This window comes from Alcaligenes phenolicus (assembly GCF_032063905.1).
GTDB classification, from domain to species: domain Bacteria; phylum Pseudomonadota; class Gammaproteobacteria; order Burkholderiales; family Burkholderiaceae_B; genus Alcaligenes; species Alcaligenes phenolicus.
This window is the reverse complement of sequence record NZ_DAMBOE010000009.1, coordinates 163,979-177,373: the sequence shown is the minus strand read 5'-3', so window position 1 is coordinate 177,373 and position 13,395 is coordinate 163,979. Positions and strand designations below refer to the sequence as shown.

The 13,395-nt window shown below is 56.7% G+C and carries 11 protein-coding genes; 4 read left to right on the top strand and 7 right to left on the bottom strand.

Going from position 1 to position 13,395, the window contains the following annotated elements; translation table 11 throughout:
* Nucleotides 1–158: 158 nt before the first annotated feature.
* The 3 genes from U2949_RS17080 to U2949_RS17070 form a co-directional block, all read right to left on the bottom strand.
* Entirely contained in the window at nucleotides 159–1,010 is an 852-nt protein-coding gene (locus U2949_RS17080) for a sulfurtransferase (RefSeq protein ID WP_407654202.1), read from the bottom strand.
* A complete protein-coding gene (locus U2949_RS17075) occupies nucleotides 1,003–1,911 on the bottom strand; it encodes a DMT family transporter (protein WP_080655545.1) in 909 nt (302 codons plus the stop codon). The genes U2949_RS17080 and U2949_RS17075 overlap by 8 nt, the downstream gene beginning before the upstream one ends.
* Before the next feature lie 89 nt (nucleotides 1,912–2,000).
* On the bottom strand, nucleotides 2,001–2,159 hold the full coding sequence (locus U2949_RS17070) for a hypothetical protein (protein ID WP_257723416.1): 159 nt from the start codon (nucleotides 2,157–2,159) through the stop codon (nucleotides 2,001–2,003).
* Here U2949_RS17070 and htpX point away from each other — a divergent pair.
* Nucleotides 2,158–3,039, top strand: coding sequence for a protease HtpX (gene htpX, locus U2949_RS17065; protein WP_026484332.1), 882 nt, complete (start codon nucleotides 2,158–2,160; stop codon nucleotides 3,037–3,039). The genes U2949_RS17070 and htpX overlap by 2 nt on opposite strands.
* Before the next feature lie 133 nt (nucleotides 3,040–3,172).
* Here the strand turns inward: htpX and U2949_RS17060 are convergent, their stop codons facing one another.
* The 3 genes from U2949_RS17060 to aceE form a co-directional block, all read right to left on the bottom strand.
* Nucleotides 3,173–3,634: a GNAT family N-acetyltransferase gene (locus tag U2949_RS17060; RefSeq protein WP_321289009.1), complete on the bottom strand. Its 462-nt coding sequence runs from the start codon at nucleotides 3,632–3,634 to the stop codon at nucleotides 3,173–3,175.
* 65 nt (nucleotides 3,635–3,699) lie between these two features.
* A complete protein-coding gene (locus tag U2949_RS17055) occupies nucleotides 3,700–4,644 on the bottom strand; it encodes a prolyl oligopeptidase family serine peptidase (RefSeq protein WP_321289008.1) in 945 nt (314 codons plus the stop codon).
* 187 nt (nucleotides 4,645–4,831) lie between these two features.
* On the bottom strand, nucleotides 4,832–7,507 hold the full coding sequence (aceE, locus tag U2949_RS17050; protein ID WP_321289006.1) for a pyruvate dehydrogenase (acetyl-transferring), homodimeric type: 2,676 nt from the start codon (nucleotides 7,505–7,507) through the stop codon (nucleotides 4,832–4,834).
* A gap of 177 nt (nucleotides 7,508–7,684) precedes the next feature.
* On the opposite strand from aceE, the gene U2949_RS17045 reads away from it, so the two are divergent.
* Nucleotides 7,685–8,134 (top strand): MarR family winged helix-turn-helix transcriptional regulator, encoded by a 450-nt coding sequence (locus U2949_RS17045; protein ID WP_321289004.1) that lies wholly within the window; start codon nucleotides 7,685–7,687, stop codon nucleotides 8,132–8,134.
* Nucleotides 8,135–8,194: 60 nt separating this feature from the next.
* Nucleotides 8,195–9,859 (top strand): Na/Pi cotransporter family protein, encoded by a 1,665-nt coding sequence (locus tag U2949_RS17040; RefSeq protein ID WP_026484327.1) that lies wholly within the window; start codon nucleotides 8,195–8,197, stop codon nucleotides 9,857–9,859.
* 95 nt (nucleotides 9,860–9,954) lie between these two features.
* Here U2949_RS17040 and polA read toward each other — a convergent pair whose 3' ends face one another.
* Nucleotides 9,955–12,672 (bottom strand): DNA polymerase I, encoded by a 2,718-nt coding sequence (gene polA / locus U2949_RS17035; RefSeq protein WP_026484326.1) that lies wholly within the window; start codon nucleotides 12,670–12,672, stop codon nucleotides 9,955–9,957.
* On the opposite strand from polA, the gene U2949_RS17030 reads away from it, so the two are divergent.
* Nucleotides 12,671–13,339, top strand: a complete 669-nt coding sequence (locus U2949_RS17030) for an LOG family protein (protein ID WP_009457591.1) — start codon at nucleotides 12,671–12,673, stop codon at nucleotides 13,337–13,339. The genes polA and U2949_RS17030 overlap by 2 nt on opposite strands.
* Nucleotides 13,340–13,395 lie beyond the last annotated feature (56 nt).

Sequence of the window (13,395 nt, the reverse complement as noted above, 5' to 3'; positions counted from 1 at the left end):
GCCGTCAGGACTGGCTGAGGCCCAATTGGAAGTGGCATTGTACGGGAGGCGGCGGCTTGCTGCCCTTCCCAAGGAATACTTTCTACTTTGGGAGCGCTCCACAGCAAAAAAGCCGCTCCGGAGCGGCTTTCTCAGCACCAGAAACTCAGGGCGTTGAACTAGCTGCGCGCAACAGGTCGGCTGGCGTCACTGACCCATTCACTCCAGGAGCCGGGATAAATGCTGGAGCCAGACAAACCGGCCAGCTCCATGGCAAAAAGATTGTGACAAGCTGTAATACCGGAACCACACTGGTGCACAACCATCTCTGCCGAAATCGCTCCCAGCAAGTCCTGAAACTCCTGGCGCAGTTGATCGGCCGGTTTGAAACGCCCTTGCTCGCCCAGATTATTCAGGTGCGACCGGTTAAGCGCATCGGGGATATGACCCGCGACCGGGTCCATCGGTTCCACGTCACCGCGATATCGCTCGGCAGCACGTGCGTCCAATACGGTAAAGATAGGTTTGGACAGGTTTTTCAGTACCTGCTCGGTCTGCACAGTAGGCATGGCGGCCTGCTCAGGCACATTCAATTTAGCAGCCGCTGGTACAGGCTTGGCCGGGCCGCTTTCTTCGGCTCCGTCCAACTGCTGCCAGACCTGCCAGCCCCCATCCAGAATAGCGACTTGAGGATGCCCCAACCAGCGCAGCATCCACCACATATGGCTGGCGAATAAAGAACCTTGGGCGTCGTAAACCACGACCTGCATACCATCACGCAAGCCGTTTTTCTGCAAAAGCTGCGCCAGTTCCTGACGGCTGGGCAAAGGATGACGACCATTCAGACCCGTCTTGGGTGCAGCCAGATCAAGCTCGTGATCCAGAAACACGGCACCCGGAATATGCCCCTGTTCGTAAGCGCGTCGTCCTGCCTGATGATCGGCCAAATCATGGCGTACATCCAGAATCAGCCACTCCGAATTATTCAGATTGGCCTGGACTTGCTCTGCGCTAATCAGAAATTCAAACACGTTCTGCCTCCTTGACGGGAGCCTGCTCCGCTGTCGCGGCCTGACCTCGCAAGATACGATCCTCGCTGTAGGTACGCCAGGCCGACAACAGACCAGACCCAATAATCAATGCCATACCTGCCCAGGCTAACCAGTCAGGCACATCACCCCAGAAAGCAATGCCAATCAGGGCGGCGAAAATAATGGTGGTGTATTGCAAGGCTGCGGTCAACAAGGCCGAGCCCAAGCCAAAAGCACGCGTCATGGTCAACTGCCCGAACAAGCCGGACAGGCCCACGCCCAGCAAGGCCAGCCACGCGCGCCAGCTCAGCTCGCGCCAGCCTTCCCACAAAAGCCCAACCAGACTGGAACAGACAACAAAACAGGAGAACAGCAGCACGGTGCGCCATTCCGGCTCGCCAGAGCGCCCCAAAGCGCGTACCTGCATCATGGCCACCGCACTCAAGGCACCGGCACACAGGCCCAGCATGGCGGCCCACCATTGGTCTGGCGTAATGCTGGGGCGCAGGACACCGATCACGCCCATAAAGCCCAGCAACACGGCAATCAGACGCACAGGGTCACGCTGGGTGCCACCCCAGGCAAGCATCCAGAAAGCAATAAACAAGGGAGCGGTGTAGTTCAGGCTGACCGCCGTGGACAAGGGCAGATTAGCCAGAGCCAGAAAGCCCAGCCACATGGAACTGACCCCGGAAACATTACGCCGGACATGCAGTTTCCAGCTTTGAGGAGCCAGCCTCAAACCACGGCTTTTAGCCCAGAACACCAGAAGAAGAACCGAGGGCACGCCCCGGAACAAAACGATTTGCGCCATCGACGCCCCGGCATCGGCGGACACTTTGACACAGGCCCCCATAATGGCAAACATGGCGCAGGCTACCAGCATCCATAATGACTGCATGTGATCAAACCAGATTCAGTAATAAGGGAAAGCCATTACTATACTCCCCACCTTGTAAAAGTGGACCGGTAACCCCATATCCAAACCACTTACGCAACAGCAAGAACCGCAGCGCAAGAAACTATCTTGCCCGGAAGCTGACTAAAAGCTGAATATTTTATTTTCACGCCTGGAATCAAGGCTAAAATTCGCGCAGATCGTGTTCTCACGATCACGATTTTTTCTGTTACACCGGAATCCGCATTCATGAAACGAATTGTCCTTTTCTTAATCACCAACCTGGCCGTCATGCTGGTGCTCAGCGCCTCCATGAATATTTTGGGTGTGGGACGTTACCTGAACGCGCAAGGTCTGGACCTGACTCAATTGCTGATCTTCTCGGCTTTGGTCGGTTTTACCGGCGCCATTATCTCCTTGCTGATGAGCAAATGGATGGCCAAGCAAAGCGTGAACGCCCGTGTCATTGACCCGAACGCCCCCGCCAATGCCGAAGAGGCCTGGCTGGTCGATACCGTGCACCAACTGGCCGACCGTGCCGGTATTGGCCGCCCTGAAGTCGCCATTTACGAAGGCGAGCCCAATGCCTTTGCCACCGGCGCTTTCAAGAATGATGCTCTGGTCGCGGTGTCCACCGGCTTGCTGCGCGGCATGACCGAAGAAGAAGTCATGGCCGTACTGGGCCACGAAGTTGCCCACATTGCCAATGGCGACATGGTCACCCTGACCTTGATCCAAGGCGTGGTGAACACCTTTGTGATCTTTCTGGCCCGTCTGGCCGGCTACTTTGTTGACCGCGTGCTATTGCGCAATGATCGCGATGTGGGCATGGGTTACTACGCCTCGGTCTTTGTGTTTGAGCTGATTTTTGGCGTGCTGGCCTCCATCATCGTGGCCTGGTTCTCGCGTCAGCGTGAATACCGTGCTGATGCCGGTTCCGCTCAGTTGCTGGGTTCGCGTCAACCCATGATTCACGCGCTGGCCCGTCTGGGCGGCATGGCACCAGGCGAACTGCCCAAGAACTTTGAAGCCTCCGGTATTTCGGGTGGTCGTTCGATCAGCGCGATCTTCGCTTCCCACCCCCCTATCGCGGCACGTATCCAGGCTTTGCAAAACGCCCAGTCGGTCTAAGAGTACCGGCAGCCTGAACGGCACAACCCAACAAAACGCCCCAAAAGCCTGTGTGCTTTTGGGGCGTTTTTTATACCTTGGCGCAAAGTTAACGTATCGGTTGCCGGACAAAGGGCCACACACAGCTCCAAACCTAATCAGCAAAGTGATATTCCAAAATATCGTCACCGAACTCATCACGCTGGCCGCTTTCGCTCCAGCCTAAATGACGATAGAAACCATAGGAGCGCACCTGAGGATCACTATTACAAGCCAGGAACAGGCGCGTAAAACCACGCCCCTGCAAGTCCTGCATCATCTGTGTCAGCAAACGACGGCCCAGGCCCAGGCTTTCATAGTCGGGCAACAGCGCCAGCACCATGATCTCGCCGCTCTGGCTATCACCGAAGCAATAGCCAGCCATCTGCTCATCGACCAGGGCCACATAGCCGGGGCAACTACCATCCTCAATACCTGCGGCCCAGCTTTCGGCGGTAATTCCCAAGGAGGCCAGATCCTCTTCAGAAAAAGCATTTTCACGAGTCAGTCCCCGGATACGCAGGCATTCGCGGGCGTCGTCAGGCACTGCAGCGCGCAAGAAGACTATCTCGCTCATTCACTACTCCAATATAAAAAGGGCAATGACGGCAAATTCATCACGTCATCGACCATATAAAAGACTTAAGGGGTCTCAGTTTTGAGTTGGCTCAACCACTGGGCAATGTCGCCCACGACCTGGGGCATGGCCGAGCTGCCATCGGCCTGCGTCATGACGTGATCCAGATCGGGATAGGTGCGCCACACCACATGCGGGTTATCCACCTGTGCCACCATCTGGGCAGTGGCTTGCGGCGAGACCGAAGTATCGCGCCCGGACTGAATCACCAGTGTGGGGATCACAATCTGTCGCAGCACCTCGGCCTGATCCAAGTTCAGCATCTGCTGCCACCAATCGCGTCCATGCCCACTCATCTCGGTATCCAAGCCGGCCTTGGCCTGCTTCAGAAAATCACCCACCCCCTCCAGCATGGCTTTCTTGTCAGCAGCTGGCATCTCTTCCATCGACAGGCTATAGAGCACATCGTCCTGAAACCAGCGCCCGCCACCATTGAAGCTGACGGCCGCATCCAGATAAGAAGTCTGAGCCGCCAGCAAATGAACAATCACCGCTCCCTCGCTGCCACCCACGGCAAACAACTTTTCATAGCGGATCTGGCTTTGCAGCTGCTTTAAAACCGCATCCAGATCAGCTACACGTTGTTGGGGGCTATCGCGCTGAATATAGTCTGTCGGGCAATCGTTGCGCTCAGGCTCATCACTGTCAGTCAAAGCGGCCGTCAGCGCATATTTTTCCACCGCCAGCACCTGGGCTTGCGGACGAGCCTTGGCCAGGGTTTCCCAAACAACTTTCTTGTGCGCCACGCTATTGCAATCCGAACCTTGCACAATCAGAAGCAGTTCATGCACACCTTCTTGAGGGGCGATGGCAGGCTGGACGTAATAATGAATGGAGCTGCCATCTGCACGCGCCAATTCATGTGGCTGGGTTTGAGCATAAGCCTGGCTGCCCAAGGCCCCAAAGATAGCAAGGCCCGCCAGGCGGGCCCGAGAAATTGAATAATCCATGCCGTAATGTGGCACAGAATGATGAAGATTTGATAGAGAAAAATGGCGGACTCGCCGCCATGAAAAGGGACCAGCCAGCAAAGAGCTGACCTGACCGGGGGAGACATCAAGCCATCACACCCTTTGCTGGCAGGTGTCCCGCCGCCGGTCGCCATTTGCCCAAAAAAGACGACCGGACTGGCAAGACTCAAGGCTTCATGGGATTGGTCTTTTCAGGATTGATTTGATAGCGCTGCAAGGCATCGCTGACCAGCGAGCGTGGCACCGAACCTTCGTCGGCCAAGGCCTTCAAGGCCGAGACCACGATAAAGTGCCGATCCACCTCAAAGAACTCGCGCAACGAGGCCCGTGTGTCGGAACGCCCAAAGCCGTCCGTACCCAAAGCCAGCAAACGACGCTCCGGCAAAAAGGGTCGGATCTGCTCGCCCACAATCTTCATATAGTCCGTGGCAACCACAATCGGGCCTGCATGCCCTTCCAGGCAAGACTGCACATAAGGGATACGCGGCTCGCTTTCCGGATGCAAGGTGTTCCAGCGTTCTGTGTCCAGACCATCACGACGCAGTTGGTTCAGGCTGGGCGCACTCCACACATCGCTGGCCACACCAAAGTCCTCTTGCAGCAATTGTGCGGCAGCCAGCACCTCCATCAAGATAGAGCCACTGCCCATCAACTGCACACGCGGGGCCTTGGCTTTTTGCTGCGGTCCCGCCTGCAAGAGATACAGCCCTTTGATAATGCCCTGCTCCACACCTTCGGGCATCTCGGGATGCGGGTAGTTTTCATTGAGCACGGTAATGTAATAGAACACGTCCTCCTGATCCTGATACATGCGACGAATACCATCCTGCATGATCACGGCCAGCTCATAGGAGAAGGTCGGGTCATAAGAGCGGCAGCTAGGCACTACGCTGGAGAGCACATGGCTATGACCATCATCGTGCTGCAAACCTTCGCCCATCAAGGTGGTGCGGCCCGAGGTTGCGCCAAACAAGAAGCCTCGTGTCCGTGCATCCGCCGCAGCCCAGATAAAGTCCCCTACTCGCTGAAAACCGAACATGGAGTAGAAGATAAAGAGCGGAATCGTGGGTACACCGTGATTACTGTAGGCCGTGCCTGCTGCAATCCAGGACGAGATCGCCCCGGACTCATTCAGGCCTTCCTGCAGAATCTGTCCGTCCTTGGCCTCTTTGTAATAGCTCAGTTGGCCCGCATCTTGCGGCGTATACAGCTGCCCTAAATAAGAGTGGATACCGATCTGGCGGAACAGACCTTCCATGCCAAAGGTGCGCGACTCATCCGGCACGATGGGCACAATCAATTTGCCCAGTACCGGGTCTTTCAACAAGGTGCTCAAAATACGCACAAAGGCCATGGTCGTGGACAGGCCACGCTCGCCCGTGCCCTTCAACTGCGCCGCAAAACTGTCCAGCGCGGGAACAGCCAAGGCCGGAACGGAAGTTCTGCGCGATGGCGCAAAGCCGCCCAGAGCTGCACGACGTTGCTGCAAGTAAACCGCTTCCGGGCTGCCTGGCTCGGGGCGCAGATACGGCAACTCTTCCAGTTGTTCGTCCGAAACAGGTAGCTGGAAGCGATCCCGGAAAGCACGCACGGCATCCGCGCTCATTTTCTTGAGCTGGTGATTGATGTTCTGGCCTTCACCGGCCTCACCCATGCCAAAACCCTTCACGGTTTTCACCAGAATTGCGGTCGGCCCGCCATGACTATTACGTGCGGCTTGGGCATAAGCGGCGTAGACCTTGTCGGGATCGTGACCACCACGGGCCAGAGCCCAGATGTCATCGTCCGACAAATCCGCTACCAGTTCCAGCAGCTCGGGATACTTGCCAAAGAAGTGCTCACGTACATAAGCGCCACTTTGGGACTTGAAGGTCTGATAATCCCCGTCCACGCATTCCATCATGCGTTTGCGCAGCAAGCCGGTTTCATCTTTGGCCAGCAGCTTATCCCAGCCTGCGCCCCAAATTACCTTGATGACATTCCAGCCTGCTGCCCGGAAAGTCGCTTCCAGTTCCTGAATGACTTTGCTATTGCCACGCACAGGGCCATCCAGCCGCTGCAAATTGCAGTTGACTACGAAGATCAGGTTGTCCAGTTTCTCTCGGCCACCCACGGCAATGGCGGACAGGGACTCGGCCTGATCCATTTCCCCATCCCCCAGGAACGCCCAGACCTTGCGGCCATCCATAGGCTTCAAACCACGAAAATCCAGATAGCGCATATAGCGTGCCTGATAGGCAGCCATCAAAGGTCCCAAGCCCATGGACACCGTGGGAAATTGCCAGAACTCGGGCATCAGGCGTGGATGCGGGTAAGACGACAGGCCACGACGCCCCGCCTCACGACGGAAGTTATCCATCTGTTCATCATCCAGGCGCCCTTCCACATAAGCACGGCCATAAATACCGGGGGCCGAATGCCCCTGTATATAGACTAGGTCACCATCAAAGCTTTCTGTGCGGCCCCGGAAAAAATGGTCAAAGCCCACGTCGTACAGAACGGCCGCGGACTGATAAGTAGCAATGTGTCCGCCTACATTGGAGTGCCGACCGGCACGCAGCACCATGACCATGGCGTTCCAGCGAACATAGGCATTGAGTTTGCGCTCCAGCTCCTTGTCACCGGGATACGGGCTTTGCTTATGCACCGGAATGGTATTCACATACGAAGTGGTCACGCGTGTGTACAGGTCACCGTGATGACGCGCATCGAAATCCAGCAATTGATCAATCAGGTAGTGGGCACGGGGGCGTCCTACTGCCGCCGTGACCGATTCCAGGGCATCCAGCCACTCGGTCGTCTCTTGCGGGTCCACATCCGCGATCTGCAAAGCGTGATTCATAACAATCTCCAGGTGGATAGGCCGGATCCGCCACGCGACGTCCTCACGGCCTGAACAAGACGCAGGGCAGGACAGACCCTCACCCATACGATTGCAATTGCAACTACTTTATGAGCGCATCTTATCCGCGTATAATTGCATTTGCAACTAAAAAATAAATTCCTGGGGGAAAGAACGATGAGTCGCTCCGACACGGATCTGTGGTTTTCCTTTGTGCGCGCGCACCGCAGCATCCTGAAAGAAATCGAACGCAGACTGGCTGCCGAAAAGTTGCCACCCTATGCCTGGTACGACGTGTTGTGGGGACTGGAAAGCGGGCCGGAGGGGACCCGTCGCATGCATGAGCTGGCCGACCGACTGGTCATAGAACGCTATAACCTGACGCGACTGATCGACCGGCTGGAAGCCCAGAGGCTGGTCCAGCGCAGTCGTTCCTCGGAAGATGGTCGGGCCGCCTTTGCCAGCATCACGGATGAAGGCCGGGCCTTGCGCAAACAGATGTGGCAGATCTACCAAAGCGCTGTGCAGGAACTGTTTCTGTCGGCCTTCTCCGATCAGGAACAAACGCAGTTTGCACACGGGCTGGATCAGGCTGCCCGACAAGCGCGGCAATCCTCCAACACCTAGATGGGTCTAACTGATACCTGAGGCTCACGCTTGCAAGATGCGCTGGGCTATTATTTAGCAATGAAAGAAATCTTCGCACTTCTCGATTTCGGGGGTTATATCGCCTTGCTCCTGTGGGGTATCCACATGGTGCAAAGCGGTGTGCAACGCGCCTTTGGTGCTGAGCTGGGCGTCTGGATGGGCCATGCCCTGGGCCGCCCCCGCCGCGCCTTTTTTGCGGGTGCGGCCATTACCGCCGCCATTCAAAGCAGTACCGCCACCGGACTGATGATTACCAGCTTTGCCGCCACCGGCATGGTTGCCCTGGTTCCGGCCCTGGCCGCCATGCTGGGCGCCAATGTGGGCACGACGCTGATCGTGCAACTGCTGTCCTTCAAGATGACCGCGCTGGCCCCCGCCCTGATTCTTCTGGGCGTCTGGCTATTCCGCTCGCAGGAGCCTGGACGCCGTCGTGACCTGGGTCGCGTCTTTATTGGTCTGGGCCTCTTGCTGCTGTCCCTGCATGAACTGGTGGGCTTGTTCTCCCCCATTCAGGACGCCCCCCTGCTGCAAACCATTCTGGAAGCGCTGGCAGGCAGTCCCATGACGGGCATGTTGCTGGCCGCTCTGCTAACCTGGGCCGCGCACTCCAGTGTGGCCATTGTGGTGCTGATCATCTCGCTGGCCAGTCACCAGCATATGGACCCGCAACTGACCTACGCATTGGTGCTGGGTGCCAACGTGGGTACCGCTATCAACCCGATTCTGGAAGGGGCTGGCGGCTCCAAGGACCCAGCCAACAAACGTCTGCCCATCGGCAACTTGGGCACACGTGTGTTTGGTTGTCTGGTCGGCATGATTTTGCTGCCCTGGATTCCGGATTTGATGAGCTGGTTTACCAATGACCCAGCTCGTGCTGTGGCCAACTTCCATACCTTCTTCAACCTGGCCGTGGCAGCCTTGTTCCTGCCTTTACTCAAACCCTATTCGCGGCTGCTGAGCCGTTATCTGCCCCGCCGCACCGACCCGGATGATCCTGGCCTGCCCTTGTATCTGGACCAGTCCGCTCAGGAAGTGCCTGCCGTGGCCTTGGGCAATGCAGCGCGTGAGGCGTTGCGTCTGTCCGATATGCTGCAGGAGATCCTGGATACGGCCCGCCAGAACATGCTGAACAATAGCGCCCAAAGCATTAACCATGCGCGCTATATCAGCAATGCCGTCAACCGTCTGGAGCCGTTGATCACCACTTATCTGGCCAGTATGGACCAGGAAAACCTGAGCAAGAAAGATACCCGTCGTCTGAACGATATTCTGACCTTCTCCACCAATATCTCGCACGCCGCCACCATCAGCGTCAATGGCTTGCTCAGCCACACGGCCAAGCTGCGCAAGCAAGGCTGGATACTGCAATCGGAAGAACAGGCTGAAATCGGCAAAGTCATGGACAGGCTGATTCGCAACCAACGTCAGGCAGCGGCCCTGTTTGTGGCCGAAGATGTAAAAACCGCCCGCTTCCTGGCCTTTGAAAAAGACTTCTTCCGCGAACTGGAAGTGGCGGCGGGAGACCGCCATATTCGCAAGATCAAGGCCGGACAGCTGGACTCCGCCGAGCAGGGCTCCTTGTACCTGGAGATTTTGCGCGACGTGCGTACCATCAACTCCTATCTGGTCAGCGCTGCAGCCTATCCAATTCTGGCCAAGCACGACGAGCTGCTGCCCAACCGAGTACGCTCCAACGAGGAATAAACAGACTGCAGCCAGGCGGTGAAAACAAGCCGCTCTGCTGCTTTAAAAAAAAGGCGACCATCAGGTCGCCTTTTCCTTTAGCTTGCCAAGAAGCCTTAGTGAGCCTGTTCCCAGTTATCACCCACGCCCACTTCAGCCACCAGCGGAATATCCAGCTTGGCCACATTGCACATCAGGCCCGGCAGGTTTTCACGCAGAATATCCAACTCGTCTTCAGGTACGTCAAATACCAGTTCGTCATGGACCTGCATCACCATCTGCGTGCGCAGCCCTTTTTCTTCCAGCCAGCGCTGCACAGCCACCATGGCCATCTTGATCAGGTCGGCCGACGTGCCCTGCATCGGCGCGTTAATGGCGGCACGCTCTGCACCGGCCATGCGTGGCCCTTTCGCGCCCTTCAGTTCAGGTAGCCACAGACGGCGACCGAACACGGTTTCCACATAACCCTGCTCATGCGCCTGAGCCTTGATGCGCGTCATGTAGCTGGCCACGCCAGGATAGCGGGCGAAGTAGCGATCAATATAGGCACGGGCTGCGTCACGAGTAATGCCCAGATTGCTGGCCAGACCAAATTCGCCCATACCGTAGATGAGCCCAAAGTTAATCGCCTTGGCCGCACGACGCTGGTCCGAGCTGACGTCCTTGGCATCCACACCGAAGATCTCGGCAGCGGTTGCCGTGTGCACGTCCCCGCCCTGCTCGAACACCTGCTGCAGATTTTCGTCGCCCGATACATGGGCCATGACACGCAATTCGATCTGGGAATAGTCAGCCGACACCACTTTGCCCAGTTCAGACACGAAAGCGGCGCGAACACGGCGGCCTTCTGCGGTACGCACTGGAATGTTCTGCAAATTGGGATCGGAAGAAGCCAGACGCCCGGTAATGACGGCAGCCTGTGCATAACGGGTATGCACACGACCACTGTCCGGATTCACCATTTTGGGCAGTTTGTCCGTGTAGGTGGACTTGAGTTTGGCCAGGCCACGGTATTCCAGCAGTACCTGCGGCAAGGGGTAATCCTGAGCCAAACGGGTCAGCACATCCTCATCGGTAGAGGGAGCACCGCTGGCCGTTTTACGAACCACCGGAATACCCAGCTTGCCGAACAGAATCTCGCCCACTTGCTTGGGGGAGTTCATATTGAAAGGCTGGTCGGCCAGCTCGTAAGCCTTGTTTTCCAGTTCCAGCATTTTCTGGCCCAGCTCGTGGCTTTGGCGCGCCAGGGTAGGCACATCAATCTTGACGCCATTGCGCTCCACAATGGTCAGAACATCCGAGGCCTGAACTTCCAGCAAATAGATACGCTCCAGCCCCTCTTCCTTGGCTACTTGAGGGCGCAGGCACTGATGCAGACGCAAGGTGTAATCCGCGTCTTCACAAGCGTATTGCGAGGCCACGGGGATATCCACCTCGTCAAAGCCAATCTGCTTGGCCCCCTTGCCGCAAATATCTTCGTAAGACGCCCCTTTCAGACCCAGCCATTGCAAGGCCAGCTCTTCCATGCCGACACGCTTGTGCGATTGCAGAACATAAGCCTGCAACATGGTGTCCTCGCGAATACCGCGCAGGCTGACTTTTTCATTCAGCAAGACATGGGTATCGTATTTGGCGTTATGCAGGACCTTGGCCGCCTCTGCGCTTTCCAACCAGGGGCGCAGCGTTTCCAGCACATAGTCTTTATCCAGCTGTTCTACATCCAGCGAGCCACGATGAGCCACCGGCACATAAAAAGCCTGCCCCGCCTTGACCGACACCGACAAGCCCACCAGACGCGCCATCAAGGGATCCAGGGAGGTAGTCTCAGTATCCAACGCCACCAGCTCGGCCTTTTCCAGCAGGCTTAGCAGGGACTGCAGTTGTTCTTTCGTCGTGACGGTCTGGTAATCCAGCTCGGCAGGCGCAGCAGGCGTTTCAGCCTCGACACGGGCATCCTGGGCTGGAACGCGCTTGGGATCATCCGTCAATTCACGCAACCAGCTGCGGAAACCGAAGGTCTCGTAGATGTCCTGCAACACGGCGTTGTCGCGGGGCTCTGGCTCCAGCGCCTCGAAATCCCCCGTAAACCCAGGCACTTCGCAATCAAGTTTGACGGTGACCAGTTTGCGCGTCATTTCAAAGTTGGAACTGAAATCGCGCAGATTCTGGCCGGCCACACCCTTGATTTTGTCGGCATGTTGCAACAGTTCATCCAGGCTGCCATATTCGCCCAACCACTTGGCGGCCGTCTTGGGCCCCACCTTGGGAACGCCGGGAATATTGTCCGAGGTGTCGCCAATCAGCATCAAATAATCGATAATCTGATCCGGGCGTACCCCATACTTGCTGGTAACGCCTTCTACATCCAGCTTTTCGTTACTCATGGTGTTGACCAGCTGCACATGCTCATTGACCAGCTGGGCCAGGTCCTTGTCCCCGGTAGACACCACGGTCTCGATGCCATTTTCTGCCGCCAGACGGGAAAGCGTGCCGATGATATCGTCGGCCTCTACGCCAGGCTGACAAATCAGATGCCAGCCCATGGCGCGTACCGCTTTGTGAATAGGCTCTATTTGCACCGCCATATCTTCGGGCATGGAGGGCCGGTTAGCCTTGTATTGATCGTACAGATCGTCCCGGAATGTGCGGCCTTTGGCATCAAATACGCATACCATATAGTCCGCTTGATAATCCTGTAGCAGACGGCGCAGCATATTGATGACCCCGTACAAGGCGCCTGTGGGCTGGCCTTGCGCGTTTCGCAGATCGGGCATCGCATGGTACGCTCGGTACAGATAGCTGGAACCATCAACGAGCAACAAGGTTTTTTTCATGTCTAACAATAAAATCGTCCGTTTACCGGCCTCTGAGCAGATTCCTACCATCATGAAGGAGCTGCAAACTGCGGTCGATACATTAAAAGAAATGGGTGCTGGCGTTAGTGTTTTCGGCAGCGCACGCATCAAACCCGGTCATCCTTACTACGAACTGGCCCAGGAACTGGGCCGTCGTCTGGCCGAAGCGGGCGTCACCCTGATTGCTGGCGGTGGCCCTGGCCTGATGGAAGCCGCCAATAAAGGCGCGTACGAAGCAGGCGGGCAAAGTATTGGCCTGAATATACGCTTGCCTCACGAAACCACCAACAACCCTTACCAGACACAAAGTCTGCAGTTCGAGTACTTCTACTCGCGCAAGGCCACCTTTTTCATGCACAGCTGGGCCTACATTGCCCTGCCTGGCGGTTTCGGTACCCTGGACGAGCTATTTGAAGTCATGACCCTGGTTCAAACAGGCAAAGTCCCACCCGCACCCATTGTACTGATCGGCACTTCCTTTTGGTCCGGCCTGATCGAATGGATTGGTGACCAATTGATGGAGATGGGCCTGATTGGTCCGAAAGACCTGAATTTGCTGGTCCTGACCGACGATCTGGACGAGGTCATGGGCTACATCAACCAGTGCTGCGTACTGCCTAGGGCGGAACCCGCATTGCCCCAGTAAGGCGTACGGGTTAAATTTGCAGTCTTTCTTCGGCCCTCCATCAGCAGGGCCGAATT